The 20,268-nt window shown below is 69.1% G+C and carries 26 protein-coding genes and 2 pseudogenes; 13 read left to right on the top strand and 15 right to left on the bottom strand.

Annotated elements, in window-relative coordinates; translation table 11 throughout:
- Window positions 1–91: 91 nt before the first annotated feature.
- The 3 genes from ACWGI8_RS18370 to ACWGI8_RS18360 all read right to left on the bottom strand — a co-directional run bounded on the left by ACWGI8_RS18370 (window position 92) and on the right by ACWGI8_RS18360 (window position 2,173).
- Window positions 92–1,564 carry a multicopper oxidase family protein gene (locus ACWGI8_RS18370; protein ID WP_453662105.1) on the bottom strand — a complete coding sequence of 491 codons (1,473 nt, stop codon included), beginning with the start codon at window positions 1,562–1,564 and terminating at the stop codon, window positions 92–94.
- A complete protein-coding gene (locus tag ACWGI8_RS18365; RefSeq protein WP_453662103.1) occupies window positions 1,561–1,797 on the bottom strand; it encodes an SHOCT domain-containing protein in 237 nt (78 codons plus the stop codon). Before ACWGI8_RS18365 ends, ACWGI8_RS18370 begins: the two co-directional genes overlap by 4 nt.
- 91 nt (window positions 1,798–1,888) lie before the next feature.
- The gene (locus ACWGI8_RS18360) at window positions 1,889–2,173 is read right to left on the bottom strand and encodes a hypothetical protein (protein ID WP_453662101.1); all 285 of its coding nucleotides are present in this window, start codon (window positions 2,171–2,173) and stop codon (window positions 1,889–1,891) included.
- Between the two features lie 97 nt (window positions 2,174–2,270).
- Between ACWGI8_RS18360 and ACWGI8_RS18355 the strand changes: the two genes are divergently transcribed.
- Window positions 2,271–4,994: a heavy metal translocating P-type ATPase gene (locus ACWGI8_RS18355; RefSeq protein WP_453662099.1), complete on the top strand. Its 2,724-nt coding sequence runs from the start codon at window positions 2,271–2,273 to the stop codon at window positions 4,992–4,994.
- Between the two features lie 14 nt (window positions 4,995–5,008).
- On the opposite strand, the gene ACWGI8_RS18350 is transcribed toward ACWGI8_RS18355, so the two are convergent.
- Entirely contained in the window at window positions 5,009–5,323 is a 315-nt protein-coding gene (locus ACWGI8_RS18350; protein ID WP_453662097.1) for a TetR/AcrR family transcriptional regulator C-terminal domain-containing protein, read from the bottom strand.
- A gap of 248 nt (window positions 5,324–5,571) precedes the next feature.
- On the opposite strand from ACWGI8_RS18350, the gene ACWGI8_RS18345 reads away from it, so the two are divergent.
- The 6 genes from ACWGI8_RS18345 (at window position 5,572) to ACWGI8_RS18320 (ending at window position 9,166) form a co-directional block, all read left to right on the top strand.
- On the top strand, window positions 5,572–5,913 hold the full coding sequence (locus ACWGI8_RS18345) for an ArsR/SmtB family transcription factor (protein ID WP_453662095.1): 342 nt from the start codon (window positions 5,572–5,574) through the stop codon (window positions 5,911–5,913).
- 68 nt (window positions 5,914–5,981) lie between these two features.
- Window positions 5,982–7,640: a SulP family inorganic anion transporter gene (locus tag ACWGI8_RS18340; protein ID WP_453662107.1), complete on the top strand. Its 1,659-nt coding sequence runs from the start codon at window positions 5,982–5,984 to the stop codon at window positions 7,638–7,640.
- Window positions 7,637–8,047, top strand: coding sequence for a pyridoxamine 5'-phosphate oxidase family protein (locus ACWGI8_RS18335; protein ID WP_453662093.1), 411 nt, complete (start codon window positions 7,637–7,639; stop codon window positions 8,045–8,047). The genes ACWGI8_RS18340 and ACWGI8_RS18335 overlap by 4 nt, the downstream gene beginning before the upstream one ends.
- Window positions 8,047–8,469 (top strand): ATP-binding protein, encoded by a 423-nt coding sequence (locus tag ACWGI8_RS18330; RefSeq protein WP_453662091.1) that lies wholly within the window; start codon window positions 8,047–8,049, stop codon window positions 8,467–8,469. The genes ACWGI8_RS18335 and ACWGI8_RS18330 overlap by 1 nt, the downstream gene beginning before the upstream one ends.
- Window positions 8,470–8,494: 25 nt before the next feature.
- A complete protein-coding gene (locus ACWGI8_RS18325; RefSeq protein WP_453662089.1) occupies window positions 8,495–8,908 on the top strand; it encodes an STAS domain-containing protein in 414 nt (137 codons plus the stop codon).
- A 36-nt stretch (window positions 8,909–8,944) separates the two neighbouring features.
- On the top strand, window positions 8,945–9,166 hold the full coding sequence (locus tag ACWGI8_RS18320) for an alkylphosphonate utilization protein (RefSeq protein WP_453662088.1): 222 nt from the start codon (window positions 8,945–8,947) through the stop codon (window positions 9,164–9,166).
- A 434-nt stretch (window positions 9,167–9,600) separates the two neighbouring features.
- On the opposite strand, the gene ACWGI8_RS18315 is transcribed toward ACWGI8_RS18320, so the two are convergent.
- Window positions 9,601–9,951 carry an anti-sigma factor antagonist gene (locus ACWGI8_RS18315; RefSeq protein ID WP_453662086.1) on the bottom strand — a complete coding sequence of 117 codons (351 nt, stop codon included), beginning with the start codon at window positions 9,949–9,951 and terminating at the stop codon, window positions 9,601–9,603.
- 7 nt (window positions 9,952–9,958) lie between these two features.
- Window positions 9,959–10,165 carry a hypothetical protein gene (locus ACWGI8_RS18310; protein ID WP_453662084.1) on the bottom strand — a complete coding sequence of 69 codons (207 nt, stop codon included), beginning with the start codon at window positions 10,163–10,165 and terminating at the stop codon, window positions 9,959–9,961.
- 182 nt (window positions 10,166–10,347) lie between these two features.
- On the opposite strand from ACWGI8_RS18310, the gene ACWGI8_RS18305 reads away from it, so the two are divergent.
- Window positions 10,348–10,698 carry an ArsR/SmtB family transcription factor gene (locus ACWGI8_RS18305; protein WP_453662082.1) on the top strand — a complete coding sequence of 117 codons (351 nt, stop codon included), beginning with the start codon at window positions 10,348–10,350 and terminating at the stop codon, window positions 10,696–10,698.
- A gap of 84 nt (window positions 10,699–10,782) precedes the next feature.
- Window positions 10,783–11,292 (top strand): annotated as a pseudogene (locus ACWGI8_RS18300) (NADH-quinone oxidoreductase subunit B family protein); the annotation flags it as partial.
- Between the two features lie 250 nt (window positions 11,293–11,542).
- Here the strand turns inward: ACWGI8_RS18300 and ACWGI8_RS18295 are convergent.
- From ACWGI8_RS18295 to ACWGI8_RS18280, 4 genes are all read right to left on the bottom strand, one after another.
- Complete coding sequence (locus tag ACWGI8_RS18295; protein WP_453662106.1) at window positions 11,543–11,662, bottom strand: DUF6126 family protein; 120 nt, start codon at window positions 11,660–11,662, stop codon at window positions 11,543–11,545.
- 74 nt (window positions 11,663–11,736) lie between these two features.
- Window positions 11,737–12,084 carry an ArsR/SmtB family transcription factor gene (locus tag ACWGI8_RS18290; RefSeq protein ID WP_453662080.1) on the bottom strand — a complete coding sequence of 116 codons (348 nt, stop codon included), beginning with the start codon at window positions 12,082–12,084 and terminating at the stop codon, window positions 11,737–11,739.
- Window positions 12,085–12,089: 5 nt separating this feature from the next.
- Window positions 12,090–12,269 (bottom strand): hypothetical protein, encoded by a 180-nt coding sequence (locus ACWGI8_RS18285; protein WP_453662079.1) that lies wholly within the window; start codon window positions 12,267–12,269, stop codon window positions 12,090–12,092.
- Between the two features lie 223 nt (window positions 12,270–12,492).
- Window positions 12,493–12,933 (bottom strand): BlaI/MecI/CopY family transcriptional regulator, encoded by a 441-nt coding sequence (locus ACWGI8_RS18280; RefSeq protein ID WP_453662077.1) that lies wholly within the window; start codon window positions 12,931–12,933, stop codon window positions 12,493–12,495.
- Window positions 12,934–13,254: 321 nt separating this feature from the next.
- Here ACWGI8_RS18280 and ACWGI8_RS18275 point away from each other — a divergent pair, with 321 nt between their 5' ends.
- Together ACWGI8_RS18275 and acs are read left to right on the top strand one after the other, a co-directional pair.
- Entirely contained in the window at window positions 13,255–13,542 is a 288-nt protein-coding gene (locus ACWGI8_RS18275) for a hypothetical protein (protein ID WP_453662075.1), read from the top strand.
- A gap of 47 nt (window positions 13,543–13,589) precedes the next feature.
- Window positions 13,590–15,704, top strand: a complete 2,115-nt coding sequence (acs, locus tag ACWGI8_RS18270) for an acetate--CoA ligase (protein WP_453662073.1) — start codon at window positions 13,590–13,592, stop codon at window positions 15,702–15,704.
- Here the strand turns inward: acs and ACWGI8_RS18265 are convergent.
- The 5 genes and pseudogenes from ACWGI8_RS18265 to ACWGI8_RS18245 all read right to left on the bottom strand — a co-directional run bounded on the left by ACWGI8_RS18265 (window position 15,688) and on the right by ACWGI8_RS18245 (window position 18,575).
- Window positions 15,688–15,950: pseudogene (locus ACWGI8_RS18265) on the bottom strand (dsRBD fold-containing protein). The gene acs and the pseudogene ACWGI8_RS18265 overlap by 17 nt on opposite strands.
- Window positions 15,951–16,005: 55 nt before the next feature.
- Entirely contained in the window at window positions 16,006–16,467 is a 462-nt protein-coding gene (locus tag ACWGI8_RS18260; protein WP_453662072.1) for a cyclic nucleotide-binding domain-containing protein, read from the bottom strand.
- A gap of 262 nt (window positions 16,468–16,729) precedes the next feature.
- Window positions 16,730–16,996 carry a hypothetical protein gene (locus ACWGI8_RS18255; protein ID WP_453662071.1) on the bottom strand — a complete coding sequence of 89 codons (267 nt, stop codon included), beginning with the start codon at window positions 16,994–16,996 and terminating at the stop codon, window positions 16,730–16,732.
- A gap of 104 nt (window positions 16,997–17,100) precedes the next feature.
- Window positions 17,101–17,982, bottom strand: coding sequence for a universal stress protein (locus ACWGI8_RS18250; protein ID WP_453662069.1), 882 nt, complete (start codon window positions 17,980–17,982; stop codon window positions 17,101–17,103).
- A gap of 170 nt (window positions 17,983–18,152) precedes the next feature.
- Window positions 18,153–18,575 (bottom strand): Hsp20/alpha crystallin family protein, encoded by a 423-nt coding sequence (locus tag ACWGI8_RS18245; protein WP_453662067.1) that lies wholly within the window; start codon window positions 18,573–18,575, stop codon window positions 18,153–18,155.
- A 248-nt stretch (window positions 18,576–18,823) separates the two neighbouring features.
- On the opposite strand from ACWGI8_RS18245, the gene ACWGI8_RS18240 reads away from it, so the two are divergent.
- Both ACWGI8_RS18240 and ACWGI8_RS18235 read left to right on the top strand, forming a co-directional pair.
- On the top strand, window positions 18,824–19,237 hold the full coding sequence (locus ACWGI8_RS18240; protein WP_453662065.1) for a universal stress protein: 414 nt from the start codon (window positions 18,824–18,826) through the stop codon (window positions 19,235–19,237).
- A gap of 28 nt (window positions 19,238–19,265) precedes the next feature.
- Window positions 19,266–20,268: MFS transporter (locus ACWGI8_RS18235; protein WP_453662063.1), on the top strand; the 1,003-nt coding region annotated here is incomplete at its 3' end.

The raw sequence follows: 20,268 nt of genomic DNA, 5'->3' as shown, positions 1-20,268 counted from the left end.
TCCTCGTACTGGACGTACTTGGATGAGTCCGACAACGCAGCGAGCGCGCGTGCCAGGCGTCGCGGGCCAGGCGGGACTTTCGCAACACGCCCTAGTCGCGTACGTTCACGGTGGCCATCATGCCCAGATCCTCGTGGTCGAGGATGTGGCAGTGAAATACGGTGCGCCCCGGGAAGTCGCTGAACGGGATCCGCAGGCGCACCCACCCCCGTGCGGGGACGAGCACGACGTCCTGCAGCACGCCGGCCGGCGGCATACCGGCGCTGCCCGCCAGCACGTGGAAGGGCCAGGCGTGCAGGTGGAACGGGTGAGCCATGGGGCTGGTGTTGACCACGGTCCACTCCTCGACTGTGCCAAGGACGACGCTCTGGTCGTCACGGTTGGGGTCGTAGGAACGCCCGTCGATGGTGAAACTCATCCCAGCCATACCCGTCCGAGCCATGCCCATGGCGAAGGTGAGTCGGCGTTGCCCAGTCACCGGGCCTTGCGGGATGGCTGGGGCCGGCAGCGTCGCGGGCACCGATGGCGTTGTTGTGGTTGGGCCGGCAGTGACCAGGGTGGCCAGGGTGACCGGACCACTAGTGGACGGGCGACCGTCCATCATGCCGAGACCGCCGCGGTCGTAGGGGTCGCTGACCAGCGCGTACTGGCCGGTGCCGGTGGGGCGTACGAGCAGGTCGGTGCGGTTGCCGGGGGCCAGCACCACTTGGTCCCGGTCGACCGGTGCGGGCAGGAACACGCCGTCCTGGGCTACCTGGGTGAGCCGGTGGGCTTCCAGTCGTAGCGCCAGGACTCGGGAAACGCAGCCGTTGATGACCCGCCACCGCTGCACAGACCCGGGTGCGGCGGTGATGACGGGCTGGTGCTGGCCGTTGACCAACACCAGCTCGCCCTCGCGGCCCGTCATCCTGGCCATCATGGGTGGCGAGACGACCCGGCCGGCCCCGTCCAGGGTGGTGTCGGTGACCAGCAGCAGCCGTTCGCCGCTGACCGGCAGGTCCGCCACACCCCCGACACCCTCGACCAGCAGCGCCCCGACCAGGCCGGCGAAGATTTGATCCGCGACGGTGCCGTGATGGTGCGGGTGGTACCAGAACGTGCCCGCCGGATGCCGGGCCGGAATCCTTATGGCGTAGTCGTAGCTGTCACCGGGCTCGATGGTGATGAACGGGTTGTCGCTGTTGCCCGAGGGGGACACGTGCAGGCCGTGGGTGTGCAGGTTGGTCGGCTGGTCGATGTGGTTGACCAGCCGCACCCGCAGCAGGTCCCCGGGCCGCACCCGCAACGTCGGTCCCGGTGAGGTGCCGTTGAACCCCCACCCCGTGGTGTCCCGCCCCGCCAGCCGTACGCCTGGGGCGGCGACAAGCCGCACGTCCAGCAGCCCGTCGCGGCTGGCCAGCACCCGCGGCTCGGCCAGCTCCTGGCCCTGGGCGGCCGGCATCAGTCGGCCGCTGGGCGGGGCGCCCAGGCCGGTGGCCCAGCCCGCCGCGCCGGCCGCCGCGCTGGCCGTACCCAACCCGAGCAGCCCCAGCGCTCGGCGACGGCTGATCGGCTCCCCGCTCACGGCAACAAGCTCCTGCGCTGCCGGTACTCCCGCTCGTCGATCTCCCCGCGTGCATAGCGCTCGTCGAGGATCCGCCGGGCCGCCGATCCGGCCCCGTCCCCGATCTGGGCAGGCTTCCGGCCGCCACGCACCAGGTTCACCGCGGCGTAGCCGATGATCAGCAAACCGACCACGACCAGAGCCGGCCACACCCACATCCAGCCGATCGCCTGACCAGCCATCACCGCGATCACGTCCCTCGGGCAGCTCCTTCGCCTCAGCACCAGCCTAGCTCTGGCTCACCGCGGCGGCCGGGGAGGTTGCCGCGGTAGCGCGTCGTCGGCGTCATCCGGGTCGTGCAGGGGTCGCGTCCCGCCGACCCGCCTTGCAGTCCACCATGCCCGGCTCAAGGTGCGCCGAACTCCAGCGCGGCGGCCGGAGGGTCGCCATGGTCGGCGACGGCGGCAACGACGCCTCGCCCTCGCCCAGGCCGACCTCGGCATCGCCATCGGCGCGGGCACAGACGTCGCGATCGAGACCGCGCCAGAAGGCTGCTGGGGGAGCGCCCAGGGCGTGCGCGGTGGCGGCACGTACGACGGCAGCCAGGACGCCGACGGTGATGATCGGCACGTCGGCAACGGCCTGGCATCAGGCTCGGCCCGCTTATACCGGGTAGGGGTATTCTGGGTGAAAACGGAAGGATAGCCGGGCAGAGAGAGGGTCTGTCATGGGTGTCGCCGACATCGCCGTGGCGGCAGCTGCTGTCGCTCTGATCGCCGCACTCGGCGGGTTCTTTTTCGGCCCTCGCCGTGCCCGTACCGCCCGCATGGAGAACGGCGTGCAGAGGGTCGAGATCACCGTCCGTGGTGGCTACAGCCCTGATGTGATCCGGGTGAGGCAGGGGGTGCCGGTGGAGCTGGTCTTCGACCGGCAGGAGTCCGGGGAGTGCACCAACCGGGTCCTCTTCCCGGATCTGCGGATCAACGCACTGCTTCCCGCGTACGCGCGTACGACCGTACGGCTCCACCCGAGCGAGGCCGGGACCTTCGGCTTCGCCTGTGGGATGAACATGATCCGCGGCACCCTGCAGGTCGAACCGGACGGGGAGGTAGAGGCCATCGGTCGTCCGGCCTCTCCTCCTGGGGCGGAGCAACCGCGGGCCGGCGAGGCGAGTGCGGCCGAGTCGGAGGCCACGGATGCCGCCGAGCGCCGCGCCGAGATCGAGGACCTGACCCGCCGGGTCGTCGTGGGCGTGGTGCTGACCCTTCCGGTGCTGTTCGCGGTGATGGCCCATGAGGTGTTCGACGCCGAGTGGGTGCCGGGCTGGATGCTGAACCACTGGCTGCAGCTGGCTCTGACCACTCCCGTGATGTTTTACACCGGGTGGCCCGTCCACGTGACGGGCTGGCTGACCCTGCGCCACCGGGGTGCGGACATGAACTCTCTGATCACGCTGGGGACTTCGGCCGCGTACGGCTACAGCCTGCTGGTGACGCTGGCGCCGGGCCTGCTGCCCGAGGAGGTACGGGAGGTCTACTTCGAGGCGGTCGGGGTGATCCTCACTCTGATCCTGCTCGGGCGGCTGCTCGAAGCGCGTGCAAAGGCCGGTACGGGCGAGGCGATCCGCGCGCTGCTGGGTCTGCAGGCGCGTACCGCCCGGGTGATACGCGACGGGGCAGAGGCCGAGATCCCCGTCGAAGACGTGGTGGTGGACGACGAGATCGCGATCCGGCCCGGCGAGAAGATCCCCGTCGACGCCGAGGTGCTGTCCGGATCCTCAGCGGTCGACGAGTCGATGGTCACGGGCGAGCCGATGCCGGTGACCAAACGCACCGGGGACACGGTCGTCGGCGCAACCGTCAACACCACCGGTTCCCTGCGGGTACGGGCGAGCAAGGTCGGCGCCGACACGATGCTTGCCCAGATCATCCGCCTGGTGCAGGAGGCCCAGGCGTCCAAGGCGCCGATCCAACGGCTCGCCGACACGGTCTCCGCGTACTTCGTGCCCGCCGTCATCGCCATTGCCGTCGCCGCGTTCGCTCTCTGGTACATCGTCGGACCGGCCCCGGCGCTCACCTTGGCGTTGGTATCTGCGGTAGCCGTGCTGATCATTGCCTGTCCGTGTGCGCTGGGTCTGGCCACCCCGTTGTCGGTCATGGTCGGCACCGGCAAGGGTGCCCAGGCGGGCATCCTGATCCGCTCGGCCGAAGCCTTGGAGACCGCACACAAGCTGGACACCGTCGTCTTCGACAAGACCGGCACCGTCACCGCCGGAAAACCCGAACTCACCGACATCCACAGCGCCGAGGGCCTCACCGAGGACGAGTTGCTGACGCTGGTGGCCGGAGCAGAGGCGGACAGCGAGCACCCGCTCGCGGGCGCGATCGTCGCTGCCGCCCGCACACGCGGCCTCACTCCGTTGCCCGCCTCCGGCTTCGAGTCGGTCACAGGCAAGGGTGTCCAGGCCACAGTGGATGGCAAGGCCGTCCTCGTCGGGACCGCCCGCCTCCTCGGTGACGTCGGCATCGACACCGCTCACCTCGCCGCGGTGGCGGAGGAGTTCTCCACGCAGGGCAAGACCCCGGTCCTGGCCGCCATTGACGGACGGCCTGCCGGAGTGCTGGCCGTCGCGGACACCGTCAAGGAGGACTCGGCCTCGGCCATCGCTGCCCTGCGGCGCCTCGGCATCGACACCATCATCATCACCGGCGACAACTTCCGTACGGCGAAGGCCATCGCGGCCCAGGTCGGCGTGGGCCGTGTACTGGCCGAAGTGCTACCCGAGCACAAGGCCGACGAGATCCGCCGGCTTCAGCGCGAGGGCCGTACCGTCGGCATGGTCGGCGACGGCATCAACGACGCACCCGCTCTCGCCGCCGCCGATGTCGGGCTCGCCATCGGCACCGGCACCGACGTGGCCATCGAGGCCGCCGACATCACCCTGATCTCCGGCTCGCTCAGCGGCGTGGTCACCGCCATCCGGCTCTCGCGCGCGACCATGCGCAACATCCGACAGAACCTGTTCTTCGCCCTGATCTACAACGCTGTTGGCGTCCCGCTTGCCGCCGGAGCCCTCTACCCGCTGTGGGGCATCCGCCTCAGCCCGATGATCGCCGCGGCCGCGATGGCCCTGTCCTCCCTGTCGGTCGTCACCAACGCCTCCCGCCTGCGCCGCTGGCACCCCGCACCGCTGCCGGCGGCTGGGCCGACACCAGTCGAGCCCACCCTGGAGACACCAACCGCCGCGACCGAAGCCAGACAGGAGGAGAGCGCGACCGACCCGGTGTGCGGCATGCACGTGAACCCCTCGACCGCCACCCAACGCCGCGAAACCGACAACGGCACCCTGTACTTCTGCTCCGCACACTGCGCGGCCACCTTCGACACCGACCCCGCCCGGTACCGCACCGCGCCCGCCGGCAACGGCCACCGCCACGGTGACCGGCGCTGACCGGCGCGCTGTGCTCATGCCTCCTGAGTGCGCGCTGTGTGATGGGTGCCGTAGTGGCTGAGGAACATGTCCACGCCGCTGGTGATGAGGCGTTCGGTGAGGTCGTCGTCGATGTGCGCGCTGTAGGCGCTGAAGACCATGCGGGGGAAGACGAGGAGCGAGTACAGCTGGGTGATCGCGGTCTCCAGGTCGGGGATGACCAGCCGGTCCTGGTCCGCCGGCGTGCGCAGTTTGCCGGCCACGGCGGGGTGGGACGGGTAAAAACCCAGGTCAGGAGCCTTCAACTCGTACGTCTGGAAGAAGCCGAGCTTCTGCGGCGAGTACGACACCAGCAGGTCTTTCGTCTGCTGGCGGTGCAGGCGTCAGACCTGGCTGACCAGCAAGGATAGTGGCGATGGCGCCTTGCGCCGCAGCCAGCGGGCGGTGCCTGGATCGGATCACCTTCGGACTCGAACACAGTACAAGAATTGCAAAATTCTGCAATTCACTACATGCTGTACTGGCTGTGTCCGCAGGTAGCCGCGGGCACAGCCTGAGCGATACCCCTCCGTACAGGTGATGAGGAGAGTCCGAGACCGTGCCGGTTCCGCTGTATCAGGCCAAGGCCGAGTTCTTCCGGATGCTGGGGCACCCTGTGCGCATCCGGGTGCTTGAGCTGCTGCAGAGTGGGCAGATGCCGGTGCGGGATCTGCTGGCGGAGATCGAGGTGGAGCCGTCGGCCCTGTCTCAGCAGCTGGCGGTGTTGCGCCGGTCGGGCATCGTGACCTCCACGCGAGAGGGCTCGACCGTGGTCTACGAGCTGGCGGGCGGGGATGTCGCGGACCTGCTGCGGGCCGCGCGGCGGATCCTGACGGAGATGCTGGCCGGGCAGAACGAGCTGTTGGCGGAGCTGCGGGAAGCCGAGGTCGCGGCGAAGTGAGTGCCCTGCTTCACCGTGTGTGGATCCCGGTGCGTTCCTTGCTGCCCGTGCGCGCGGACTTCACCGCGATGAAGCGTGCTCCGCGCCGCGATCTGCTCGCGGGTCTGACCGTCGCGATCGTGGCGTTGCCGCTCGCGCTCGGTTTCGGGGTCTCCTCTGGGCTCGGCGCGGAGGCGGGGCTGGCGACCGCGGTGGTCGCGGGTGCGCTCGCGGCGCTGTTCGGGGGTTCGAATCTTCAGGTGTCCGGGCCGACGGGTGCGATGACGGTGGTGCTGGTGCCGATCGTCGCCGAGTACGGCCCCGGCGGTGTGCTGACCGTTGGGCTGCTGGCCGGGCTGATGCTGATCGCGCTGGCGCTGCTGCGGGCCGGGAAATGCATGCGGTACGTGCCCGCGCCCGTCGTAGAGGGCTTCACCCTCGGCATCGCCTGCGTGATCTTCCTGCAGCAGGTGCCGAACGCGCTCGGGGTCGAGAAGCCCGAGGGCGACAGGGTCCTGGTAGTGACCGGGCACGCTCTTCAGGCGTTCGTGCGGACGCCGGACTGGACCGCTGTCGCGCTCGCCGCCGGTGTCGCAACCGTGATGGTGGTGGGCGCGCGGTGGCGACCGACCGTCCCGTTCTCGATCGTCGCAGTGATCGGCGCCACGCTGATCACTCTCGCCTTCCACCTGGACGCGACCCCGATCGGCACGCTGCCTGCGGGACTGCCGGCGCCATCGCTGTCCTTCCTTGATCCAGCAGCCCTGTCTTCGCTGCTCGCCCCGGCAGTGGCGGTGGCCGCGCTCGCTGCGCTGGAGTCGCTGCTGTCCGCCAACGTCGCCGACGGCATGACCGTCGGTCAGCAGCACGACCCGGACAAGGAGTTGTTCGGGCAGGGCATCGCGAACCTGGCCGCCCCCCTCTTCGGCGGCGTCCCAGCAACCGCCGCCATCGCCCGTACCGCCGTCAACGTCCGCACCGGCGCCTCCTCCAGGCTGGCCGCGCTCACCCATGCGGCCGTCCTCGCCGTGATCGTCTTTGCCGCCGCCCCACTCGTTTCGAAGATCCCGCTGGCCGCCCTGGCCGGCGTGCTTCTCGCCACCGCGATCCGCATGGTCGAGGTCGGCTCACTGCGGGCGATGGCGAAGGCCACTCGTTCCGACGGGCTCGTGCTCGTCCTGACGGCCGTCGCCACGCTCGCGCTCGACCTCGTCTACGCGGTGATCACCGGCCTGGCCGTGGCTGGCGCTCTGGCGCTGCGGGCTGTGGCCAGGCAGGCCCGGATGGATCAGGTGGACTTCCGGCCGGACCTGCCCGGCGAGCACAGCGACGAGGAACACGCGTTGCTGGCCGAGCACATCGTCGCGTACCGGATCGACGGGCCGCTGTTCTTCGCCGCCGCGCACCGGTTCCTCCTGGAGCTGACCGAGGTCGCCGACGTCCGCGTGGTGATTCTGCGCATGTCGCGGATCACGACGGTGGACGCCACCGGCGCCCTGGTCCTCAAGGACGCGGTCGAGAAGCTCAACCGGCGCGGTATCGCCGTGATGACGTCCGGGATCCGGCCCGGGCAGCGCCCGGTCCTGGACTCGGTCGGTGCGCTGGATCTGCTGCGATTGGAGGGCCGCGAGTTCGCTACCACCCCGGAGGCGATCGCGGGGGCCCGGGCTCATCTGCAGGGCGTGGGGGTCCTGCCCGCTGTTCCCGCACAGTCCCCTGCACCCGCCGCCGAGGAGGCTTCCCGATGACCGTCCCCGTCTCCCGTCGCATGGTCGAGGTCTCCGGCACCGAGGCGCTGTGGCTGCTCGAAGGCGCGGCCCAGGGACGGCTGGTGTACGTCCAGCGCGAGAGCGCCGTGGTCCGCCCGGCCGTTCATCTGCTGCAGTACGGCCGCCTGATCGTCCGTACCCCCGCCCAGCAGACAGCTCTGGCCGGCAGGGCCGCGCTCACCTACCACGCGGATGAGATCCGCGTGGCCGGCGGCATCGGGTGGACGGTGACCGCGACCGGTCCTGCCGAGGTCATCACCGACCCCGATGAGGCCGCCCACTACCGTCGTACGCTGCCCGGCTGGGTCCACGGCCCGCACGACACCCTCGTACGGATACGCCCTCAGACAGCGACCGGATTCCGCCTCGCCCACGAGGAAGCCTGATGGCCACTCAGCTCGAGGCCCTGCCCTACCGACACGTGCTGACCGTGCCCGCCATGGGGTCCGCCGTCCGCATCGCCCGCGAGACCACCGAGCAGGTCCTGATGGAGTGGGGCATCAGCCGGCGCCACCCCACCGTCGATCCCGCGTTGCTGATCCTGTCCGAACTGGTCACCAACAGCGTCCGCCACGCCGCCGTGCTCTCGCCGAACGTGACCGTGATCCACGCGGCCGGCCCGGACACCCTCGCGTTCGCCGTCCACGACCGCCACCCCTATCGGCCTGCCCTGTACGCCACGGTCGGCAGCGGTGGCAGCGGGCTGGCCACCGTTGTCGAGCTCACCCTCGGTCTCGGCGGCACCGCCGTTGTACGCGCGGACGCGGACGGCCAGGGCAAGAGCATCTGGATCACCCTGCCCCTGTGAGCACACTGCGAACGAGAGAGCGACGATGACCATCGAGTGGCGTTACATCACCCAGCCGGACTTCTGTGTCCTTTCGCTGTCCGGGTTTCTCGGCGCCGACGCCGTGGACCGCTTCACGGGCGCCGTGGGCTGGGCTCTGGCCCGTGGCACCGGGCCGGTCATCCTCGACCTCACCGAGCTGCGCGGCTGGTCCGTCGGCGGCCAGCTCGCCGTCGCTCAGGCAGCCCGCCGGCTCACCGAGGAAGGGCGGGGACTGGAGCTCGCCGCGATACCCGCGGACGGCTCGATCGTCCCCGACGGCACGCACCCCCCGATCCCCGTCCACTGCGACCTCGCCACTGCCCTTGCGTCCTACCAGGGCGCGGGCGATCACACCCGTGAGTGGTACAGCGACGACTGGCCCGGCGCGCGGAATGCCGCGCTCCAGGGCCAGATGTAAGAGAAGCACCGCAACGAAAGCAGGCAGGGAAAGACCATGAGCGATGTCGTGGTGAAGGACAGTAACGGCACCGTCCTGGAGGACGGCGACTCCGTGACGCTGACCAAGGACCTGAAGGTGAAGGGCACCTCAGAGACCCTCAAGCGCGGCACCCTGGTGAAGAACATCCGCCTCACCAGCAAGCCCGACGAGGTCGAGTGCAACACGAAGAAGGTCAAGGGGCTGGTCCTGAAGACCCAGTTCCTGAAGAAGGCGTAACGTTACGGTCCGCTGACGGTCTGGCGGGCGCTTCTTCCCGCTGCCCATCCCCTCCACACCGGCAGCGGGGAAGAGCGCCGCCGACTTCCTGCGCCATCTGCGCCGTCGCGGCGGCATTGAGCAGGCGGTGGTGGGTCGCGCGGGCCCTCTCCAGCCCCTCGTGGACGGTTTCCCGGTCCACTGGGTGGCCTTCCGGACAAGGTTCAGCTGCACTCGTGTGGCCCAGCCTGCACGAGTATTCGTCCGCGGATACTGATACCCGGCCCGTGCTCAGAGCGGTAGCGGCCGGGCTGGGTGTGCTGGGCGTCCGGCAGATGTCGCCGTCCGTGCAAGTGGCGGGGACGGTCCCCGACCGGTGGCGGCAAAGATGGGGAGGGGGCCGCCGACGTTCGGTGCCGTCGCGATGCGATGGGCCGTAGCAGGGCCGCATGTGGTCAGCCGGAGGGCGGTGCCTGGGCGTCAAGGGCGGACTCCAGATCCGCGTAGACGGTCATGGAGCCGACATGGTCGGCCCACGAGTTCGTCGCTTCCAGGCGGTCCAGACCGCACAGGATCAGGGGACGCTCGCTGCTGCGCAGTCTGGTGGCTGCCTTTATGACCGCCATCTCTCCCTCGGCGCTCCACCCGAGCAGTTCGGTCAGGTCGAGGACGACGGCCCCGGTGCTGCGTGCCATTACCCAGCCGAATCCGTCCGTGAATCGGCCGACCGCGTTGTTGCCGAGGAACCCGGCCACGCTCATGACGGCCGCGCCGCGCTGTTCCTCAACGCTCCAGCTGATGCTCATGGGCGGCTCAGCGCTCGCCGCCGGAGGGCTTCGGGCTGCTGGCCTTGGGCGCGGCGTGCCCGCTCCATCGGCGCCCGAGATCAATGCCGAGCAGGCGTTCATGCCCGCAGCGGGGGCATGAGCCGTCCGGGCCGATGGCCGTGGGCAGGCACTTGAGACGGCACGCGATGCACTTGAGCAGTGCCCCGCCGCCACGCAGTCGTGGGATTCGCACCCGAACCTCCCTCTCTAGACCTTCGGAATTGCTAATCTTAGCAATTCCCGAGGTCATCATGTGTGTGTGAGGGCGCGAGGATGGCCCGATGGCGACGAGTTCTGGGTGGATGCGATGTACGGAAGATCCGCAGCTGTGGCCACCGAGCCACGCGGCGGTGCGGGCGCAGCGGGGCCGGCTCGGTGAGCGCGCCGCTGTACCAGCTGAAGGCGGAGTTCTTCAAGACACTGGGGCATCCGGTCCGGATCCGCGTTCTGGAGCTGCTGAGCGAGCGCGAGCACGCGGTCTCCGAGATGCTTCCGGAGGTTGGCGTCGAGCCCGCCCACCTCTCACAGCAACTGGCTGTCCTGCGGCGGGCCAATCTGGTCATAACCCGCAGGGAAGGCTCGGCCGTGTATTACTCGCTGACCACTCCTCAGGTCGCGGAGCTGCTCAAGGTCGCGCGGACGATCCTGTCCGGCGTGCTGGCGGGCCAGGCCGAACTCCTCGCCGACCTGCAGGCTGCGGCCTCGGAGGGGAAACCGCCGACCTAGGCGGTCTCGTACCGGCGGTCGCCCTGCGGCGTACATGGACAGCGCTCTGCGCGCCGAGGGGCGGCCGCCTTCCGTTCGCCGTCGGTGGGTACGTGGCCACAGAGGCTTAACAAAACGGGCAAAGCGCAAGAAAAAGGGCGTGACTCCGGGTACGGAGACGCTTGTTGGCACCTGCGGAAGATTCCTCACCAGCATCCGGGAGGGCGTTCATGGGCCTGCTGCGCAAGATCCGCGACACCGGGGCGGGTGGTCGAACCTGCCCCGCCACCGCCAGACGGGGAACCGCTGCCGGCGGCCGGGGAGCTGGGCGGGTCGGCGCAGGTGCGGTGCGTGGGCGCCGGCTCATGCAACGGATGTGAGATCGAGATCGCGGCGGCCTTCGGCCCGGTGTACGACGCGGAACGGTACGGGGCGCGGCTGGTGGCCTCGCCGCGGCACGCGGATGTGGCGCTGGTGACCGGGCCGGTGACGCGGAACATGGCCGAGTCGTTGCGGCGCATGGTGGCGGCCATGCCCGAGCCGCGCCTGGTGGTCGCGGTCGGCGAGTGTGCCATCAACTGCGGGGAGTTCGCCGGGGGGTACGGCGTCGAGGGCGCGGTCGCCGACGTCGTAACAGTCGATCTTGAGGTCCAGGGGTGTCCGCCCGCGCCGAGAGGACATCGTGGCGGTGTACGTGTGGTCGCCAAGCACCCAAGACCGGACTGCGGACGGCGGGATGACCGTGACGAGGAACCGTCCGCAGACCTGTCTTCCGATGGTGTCCACATTCGCGCCCGGCGATCGAGGGCCGTACGGCCCGCGAGCCGGGACCATTCGGCCCTCGCGCACGGCGCTCGCCGGCCCGCTACTTGTGCGCGTGCTCGCCCACGTAGAAGAGCAGCCAGACGAAGCCTGCGAACAGATGCGTGGCGAAGACGTACACGAAGACGCGCAGCATCACGCCGCGCTCCTTCCACCTCTCCAGGTCCTTCTCTCCGTGCGCCTGCTCCCCTGCTGGATGGTCGCTCACTGCCGCGTACTCCTCATGCTTCCAGGAAGTCATCTCACCGTTTCCTCGGCTTCGGCCTCGCGCAGCTGGCCCAGCAGGCCCTGCTGCTCTGCCAGGAGCACGCTCAGGATGCGTCGTGCGGCCTGCATGAGTTCGGCCACATCACCGCCAGCCAGCTCGTACACCACGGTGGAGCCCTCGCGGGTTGCTGTCACGATCCCGGAACGGCGCAGTACTGCGAGCTGCTGCGACAGGTTCGACGCCTCGACCTCGATGGCCGCCAGCAGGTCGCGCACCGGCATGGGGCCGTCCTGCAGTAGCTCCAGCACACGGATACGTACCGGATGACCCAGCATCCGGAAGAACTCGGCCTTTGCCTGATACAGCGGAACCGGCATCCCGATCATCCCTCGTCCGCCCCAGCATCGACGGCGATGCCATGCTGCTCGGCCAGCCTCAGGGCATCGTCCAGTTCTTCCTGCGCGACGGCCGCTCCAAAGGCGTCCTCGTCTGCATATGCAGCCTCCAGCGCAGCCTGCGCCTGGCGCACCCGCTCCAGCACGGCCTGAACGAAACCGGCCACCGCAGTCCATCTCCCCGACTTATTCGGCACAGCAACTTGCGAATTGAAGAACTCTTCAATTGTAGCCGGTGGCGCTCCACAGGCGACCGGACCAAACGTCGCAGGCCGGAGCCCCCGCCCTCACTACAGCGCCGGGTGTGGGTACCCGCAGTGGCCCCGGAGTGCACGCACGTGACCTAGCGGTGTCCGGAGCTTTCATGTCCGAGGGGCGACTCTCGGCACACTAACGCTCCGCCCCGTACACACCCGTAGCGTCCTGGTCCAGGGAACCTTCCGGCGAGGCTGCCGGAGAGTCTTCCAGGGTGTTGCGCTGAATGACACGGATCGCGTCCTGGAGTGCGTTGCGCTGCTCCGGCGACATCATGCTGAAGAAGGCGACAAGGGCCGCGGCGGGGTTGTCGCTCCTGGACCAGGCTTTGTTCATCAGTGCGGCCGAGTAGGCGGCCCGGGTGGAGACCGCTGTGTACCTATAGGCGCGCCCCTCGACTTCCCTGCGCACCCACCCCTTCTGGTGGAGATTGTCCATAACGGTCATGACGGTGGTGTAGGCGATGGATCGCTCCTGCTGGAGATCCTCCAGCACTTCGCGCACGGTCACCGGGCGGTTCCATTGCCAGACGCGCGTCATGACGGCGTCTTCGAGCTCTCCCAATTCACGCGGCACATTCTCAACATAGTGGGAGTTATCGGAATTCTGACTAGGATCCGGCTGGCAAGGGGTCAACCCCAGAGAGGATCCCACCCGGCTGCACCATCCCGATCCGACGCCGCGAACGAGTTGACAGGGCTGACACAGACGATGCGCTTCGACACCGGGCGGTTCCATAGGACGATCTCTCCCGAGCAGCCACGCTCGGCCGAGATCATTACGGCGCGTACCTCGACGGCCGCTCTCGCTCCGGACCACCCCCGGAGATACGCTGAAGATTCTTCGGCAGTGCACCAGATCCGGTGCACGAACGGCCATCAGCGGGTGGCGGTCAGGATGACGCAGCAGTACCTCGTCGGCGAGACGTCGGTCCTTCTTGCTCAGCTGCAGGCCGCCACAACCGACCCGGCACACGTACGCGATGTCGCGCGGCTGCGCCACGAAGCCGAGGCGACGCCGCCACCGGCTCTCGGGCCGGTGCTGCTCCGCGCGATGGCGCTGACCGACGAGCTGTGCTGGCATTCCCTGGACGTGGGCGATGCCGGAGCGTTCGCCCGCCAGTGCGCCTGCGGTGCGGAAATGCGCGAGTTCTGCTCCTGTGCGGGGCTGCTCGCGGACGGCTAACGGCCGGACCGGCGTCGCCGCGGCCATTCCAGTGGGAGGTCGAACCCATGGCACCAGATCCACAGCCGCAGCCCTCCGAGGCACAGATAGCCGTCCACTGGCGCGAAGAGGGCTACTACCAGCCTCCGGCCAGGTTCATCGCCCACGCGAACGCCGGCGACCCGGCCATCATCGAACGCTTCGGCGAGGAGCACTTCCCCGAATGCTTCAGGGAGTACGCGGATCTGCTCACCTGGGACGCGTACTGGCACACGACCCTGGACACCAGCGACCCGCCCTTCTGGAAGTGGTTCGTCGGCGGCCGCTTGAATGCCTGCTACAACTGCGTCGACCGGCATCTCGCCACCAGCCGGAACAAGGCCGCCTTCATCTGGGTGCCCGAGCCCGAGGACCAGGACACCAAGGCGATCACGTACCAGGAGCTGTACCGGCGGGTGAACGAGTTCGCCGCGCTGCTGCGCGACTTCTGCGGCGTGGACACGGGCGATCGGGTCACCTTCCACCTGCCCATGGTCCCGGAATTGCCCGTGGCGATGCTGGCCTGCGCCCGGCTGGGGGTCATCCACTCCGAGGTGTTCGGCGGCTTCAGCGGCACGGCGTGCGGCGACCGGATCGCCGACTCCGGCAGCCGCGTCCTGGTGACCATGGACGGTTACTACCGCGGCGGCACCCTGGTCGACCACAAAGCCAAGGCGGACGAGGCGGTGGAAGCGGCCCGCAAGCACGGCCAGGACGTCGACAAGGTTCTGGTCTGGCGGCGTCACCCCGGCCGGTACGCGTCCAAGAGCCCCATGGTCGCCGGGCGCGACTTCTTCGTCGACGAGGTCCTGGCCGACCACCGTGGCCGCACCGTCCCGCCCGTCTCCATGCCCGCCGAGGCACCGCTGTTCCTGATGTACACCAGCGGCACAACCGGACGCCCCAAGGGCTGCCAGCACTCCACCGGCGGTTACCTCGCCTACGTCGCCGGCACCGCGAAGTACTACCAGGACATCCACCCCGAGGACACCTACTGGTGCGCCGCCGACATCGGATGGATCACCGGCCACTCGTACATCGTCTACGGCCCGCTGCTGCTGGGCACCACCAGCGTCCTGTACGAAGGCGTGCCCACCTACCCCGATGCCGGCCGCTGCTGGCGCATCGCCGAGCGCCTCGGGGTGAACATATTCCACACCGCACCGACCACCATCCGGATGCTGCGCAAGGTCGGCCCGCGGGAACCCGAGAAGTACGACTACCACCTCAAGCACATGACCACGGTGGGCGAGCCCATCGAGCCGGAGGTATGGCGCTGGTACTACGAAGAGGTCGGCAAGGGCGAGGCAGCCGTCGTCGACACCTGGTGGATGACGGAGACCGGTGGCTTCCTCGGCAGCACGCTGCCCGCCCTCCAGCCGATGAAACCGGGCAGCTGCGGCCCGGGAGTGCTGGGCATCTACCCGGTGATCTACGACGAGGACGGCAACGTGGTCGAGGCCGGCAGCGGCAAGGCCGGCAACATCTGCATCCGCAACCCCTGGCCCGGCGTTCTGCAGACCATCTGGGGCCAGCCCGACCGCTTCGTCGACATCTACTACCGCCGCTACTGCCGCGATCCGAACAGCACGGACTGGCACGACTGGCCCTTCCTGTGCGGCGATGGCGCGGTGCAGGCCGCAGACGGCTACTTCCGCATCCTGGGCCGCATCGACGACGTCATCAACGTCGCCGGGCACCGGCTCGGTACCAAGGAACTCGAATCCGCCACCCTCACCGTCGAAGAGGTGGCCGAAGCCGCCGCCGTGCCGGTGGTGGACGAACTGCGCGGCAGGGCCGTCGAGATGTACGTCGCCCTCAACCCCGGCCTGGCTCCGAGTGCCGAGATCGAACGCAAGGTGGCGGGCGCCATCGAGCGCGAGATCGGGAAGATCGCCCGGCCCAGCAACGTGTGGATCGTCCCCGACATGCCCAAGACCCGCTCCGGGAAGATCATGCGCAGGGTGATCGCCGGAATCTCCAACTTCACGGACGTCGGCGACGTCACCACCCTGGCCAACCCCGAGATCGTCGACAACATCCGCCACCACGTCCAAAGCGAGAAACTCGCCCGCGGCCAGGCACCCCGCCAGCTCTCTCTCAAAGAGGTCAAGGAGATCCAGGAGTTCAGCGAAGGCGACTAGCGCGAACCCGAAAGGGGCTCGCTGCCGGCGTTGATGACGGGCAGCCGGATGAGTTCGCCGGACACTTGCACTGCCGCCCGAGGTCGTGGAGGGCGCGGCTCGCGGACAGTTCGTCGCCGATCTCCGGCACGTCTCCGTCCTTGGGGTTGCAGCGGGCGCTCCTGCTGTCGGTGAGAACGGTGGTTCCCGTGTCCAGCACGACGAGGGCCTTCGTCGTCCTGTCCTGCTCGAACAGACCTGCCGGATCTTCCACTCGGCTACGAGTGTCTTGACGTCTCTCCGCTCGGTTACCGCGTGACATTCACTGCGGGACCTGCGTCACTCCGCTGCCGTGGGGCGCGTAGAGGTCGAGGAGGCGGATCCGGGTGGCCTGCAGCCGGTGGGCGACGACCTCCAGCACGCGGCGGGTCAGCGCGAGGCCGAATGTGGGATCCACCTCGCACAGGGCGCGTACGGCCTTGGCGTCGAACTCGTGGGCCCGTACCAGGCTGAAGGCCTCGGCCCCCAGCCGCCAGTCGTACGGGGGCACCAGCCAGGACCAGCCGAGCAGATCACCGTGGCCCAGCGTCTCCACCGTGGCGGCGCGGCGGCCGTGCGCCTGGAGATCGAGCGTGACGGCGCCGGTGCGGATGATCCAGAACCGGTCGGCCAAGTCCCCCTCGTCGAAGATCCGCGTGCCCGCCGGGAACGAGGCCTCGTGCGAGCACGCCATCAGACGGTCCTGGCCCTCCGACGGCAGTCCGTGGAGAAATGCGCTGTTCATCGGTGTCCTCCCGAGTCCTGGCCCGGCGGTTGCTCCGAGCGGGTGCCGACCGTGTCCATGCCTCCAGGCTGCGTCAGCGGCAGCCCGCGCACTTGGGCCGAGGGGTCCCAGCGGTGTGCCCATGCGGCCTTCTTCCGTAGCGCAGGTCGGCCATGTCGGACACCAACCGCACATGACGTGGCTGACTACGCCGGGCTGTGGAAGGCCGCGCGCCCTCGTGAAGGCAGCGGGCTTCATGCCGAGGCGTACCGGGCCCGGGACATCACCCGAAGAGACTCCGCACCCGGATCGTCCGTATCCGACGCTTGTGTGTCCTCAATAGCGGAAGCTGCGCGCCTGGCCCGCTGTACTCCGTGCTCGCCTGGCTCATGCAGTCGTTCTTGGGCGGCACCGCCTCGCCCCCGGGCGCCTCGATTCCGCGCTTCCGGTCGTGCGGCGCACGCTCCTCCGCGTTCGGCGCGCGAGCACCGCTGCTTCGTGCGCTGCCCTGCGTGCCGGCAGCCTTGCGAGCCGTCGTGTTCCGAGCCATCGTCGACCTCCTTCACTCCAGTTGGATGCCGCTCCTGCTCCAGTCGAGAGCGGTCGCGCCGAGTGTCGGTGCGGGCATGGAAACCTTGCTGTCGGGCACGGCGTTCAGTCGTGGGCGACGACGGCGACGGGTGCTGGGGAGTGGTGGATCACCGCGTGGGTGATGGGGCCGATCTGGGTCCCCAGGGGGGACTTGCGGATGCGTCGGCCGACGACCACGAGATCGGCGTCGGCGGCGCAGTGGATCAGCTGCTCTCCGGGAGAGCCGACAAGCGCCTGCTCGACGATGTCCACCGATGGGAACTTCTGCCGCCAGGGCGTCATCAGATCGGCGAGCGTGCGGTTGACTTCCGCGGCCGCTTCCCGACGGACTCCATGATCGGGCAGGGGGTCCTGGTCGAGGACCAGGGGGAATGACCAGCCGTGCACGGCGCGCAGCGTGCAGTCGCGCCGTGCGGCCTCGTCGAAGGCGAAGGCCAGGAGTGCGTCGTGGGGCTGGTGGATGTCCACACCGACGACCAGGTCGCGGTAGGGGCCGGTACAGGCGGGCGGTGGGCTGTCGTCCAGCCGCCTGGCCGCGCGTACGAGCACGACCGGCTGCTCGGTGGCACTGATCGTGGCCATGGCTACCGAGCCGATGACGAACCCCGTGATGCGGCTGAGCCCACGCGAGCCGAGCACCAGGAGGTCCGCCTCGCCCGCCTCGGCGGACAGGGCCGCGGAAGGCCGCGCGGAGAGCCGCCGGGTGGTGATCTTCAGCCGGGGATGGTGCTTCCGCAGGTCGTTCGCGGTCTCGGTAAGCATCTCGTCGGACCAGCGCTGCTGCGACTCGGGGGCGGTCACCGGCGTGGACAGGGATACGGGCAAGTCCTCGGCGTAGACGAGGCGCAGCGGCAGGTTGCGCAGCGTGGCTTCGTCGGCGGCCCATGCTGCCGCCCAGCGGCTTTCGGGCGAGCCGTCCACCCCGGCGGTCAGATGACGGGTCATGGTGCGGATCTCCTTCGCGGCCATGTGTACGGCTGCCCTTCCACCGACATCGGCCAGCGGGCGGGCGACCGCAGAGGCCGAGAGTTCCCCGCGGGCACGATCGCGGGAGCCCCTGCGAGGCGCCTGGGCAGACTGTGCCGCAGTCCGCCCAGGCGTCCAGGGGATGCGAGTCACGTGGTGTGCTGGATTTCGATGTGCTTCGGTTCCGGCTTCTCTTCGCCGAGGCCCACGCTGACGGTGAGCATGCCGTCGGCGTACTCGGCGCGGACGTCGTTCTCGTCCGCGCTCTTGGGCAGCGCGAGACTACGGGTGAGGGATCCGTAGCGGATCTCGCTGCGGTGCTTGTCCACCTCGCGCTCGGTGCGTTCGGCCTTGATGGTGAGGACGCCGTCGTCGACGGTGACGTCGAGATCATTGACATCGATGCCGGGGAGTTCGGCACGGACGAGGTACCGGCCCTCCTCGGTGTATTCCTCGATCCTCATGGTGTACAGGTCCGCCATGGCCGGCATGGTGAAGCGGGTGGGGAAGGCTTCGAACCAGTCGGGCAGATCGGGGAACGGGAACTTCTGCTTGCGTGCGAGTACAACCATGACCAGGCCCCTCGGTATCGCGGTTAACAACATGTCCAGTCCATCGCACCAGGTTCAAGATCGCAGGGGCCGAAGAGGCACCATCGGGGGCCGAAGGTCCCCCGTTCTGCCAGTTCAGCGACGAACGGCTCCACGAACAGAGGACCACTCGGTCCTGCCGTGCCGACCTCCTCCTGCGTAGCGTGCTGGTTTGAGCCGGCCCCAGCCGATGGCTGCCGTCACCTGGGATGCAGACCGGTGGAGGAGTTATGACATCTGCCCGTGAAGTACTCCCGATCGTCTTCGGCGTCGACGCCATGGACGCGGCGAACGCCACCCTGGTCAGGGCGACCGACGAAGCCGTCCGCCGTGGAGTCCCCCTGCAGTTGGTCCACGCGGTGCTGCCGGTGACCATCCCGTGCGCGGGCGTGGAGGAGACCGCACATCACAGGGCCTTGAGGCAACTGGGGGACGAGGCGCTCGACAAGGCCATGGTTCGTGCCCAGAGCCGAAGGGACTCCGAAGGGCCCAGCTACGCCGGGCAGTATCACCCGCGGCGGTGGGCGCGTCGCGCGGATGGCAGGGCGGGCACGCACCAGCATCGTGAGCGAGTCGAGGATGGGCACCCCGCCTCGGGCAAGGAGAGTTCCCTTGAGCCGCACTTCAACGCCACAGAATGGTGAACCGGCGGCGTCTGCGCAGTCGCAACGGATGCTGGTCCTGGCAACGGTCGGATTCATGCTCTGCTTCTGGGCGTGGGCTCTGCTGGCGCCGCTCGGGCCGACCCTCCGTGAGGACCTGGAGCTGACTTCCTTTCAGCAATCCCTCGTGGTGGCGGTACCGGTGATCGTCGGCTCGCTCGGCCGGATCCCTGTCGGTGCCCTCACCGACCGCGTGGGTGCGCGCGGGATGTTCCCTCTCGTCGCCGCCCTCACCGTCCTGCCCGTGCTCTACCTCGGCCACCTTGCCGACTCCCTGCCCGAGGTGCTGACAGGTGGCTTCTTCCTCGGCCTGGGCGGCACGACGTTCGCCATCGGTGTGCCGTTCGTCAACGCCTGGTACCCGTCTGAGCGGCGCGGACTGGCGCTGGGGATCTTCGGCATCGGCACGGGCGGCACCGCTCTCTCTTCCTTCACCACCGTGCAGCTGGCCGACGCCGTCGGGTATGCGTTCCCCTTCGACATGGTCGCCGGCCTCCTGGCCGCATACGCCGTTGCGGCACGCTTCCTCCTGCGCGACAAGCCCGGCCGAGCCGTGCCGACCGGCTCCCTGCTGGCGCGAACCAAGGCGACTCTGCGGATGCCCGCCACTGTGCAGTTGGCCTTCCTCTACGCCGTAGCCTTCGGCGGATTCGTCGCGTTCAGCGTCTACTTGCCCGCCTACCTCACCAGCGCCTACGGCCTCGGACGGTCCGACGCCGCCCTGCGCACCGCGGGCTTCGTCGTCCTCGCCGTCGCCATGCGCCCGGTCGGCGGGTGGCTGTCCGACCGGCTGCACCCCGTGCCCGTGCTCATCTCCGCATACGCCGCCGTGGCCGTTCTCGCCCTCCTCGCTTCCTTCGAGCGGCCGCTGATCCCGATCGGAACGCTCGCCTTTCTCGGCATGGCGGCTGCTCTGGGTGCGGGATCTGGTGCGGTGTTCGCGCTCGTCGCCCGCCTCGTGCCGCCAGAGCGGGTCGGCTCGGTCACCGGTGTCGTGGGCGCTGCCGGAGGGC

The organism is Streptomyces sp. NPDC054841, from assembly GCF_053611045.1.
Note: the sequence above shows the minus strand (reverse complement) of the source record. Positions and strands in the feature narration are given on the sequence as shown.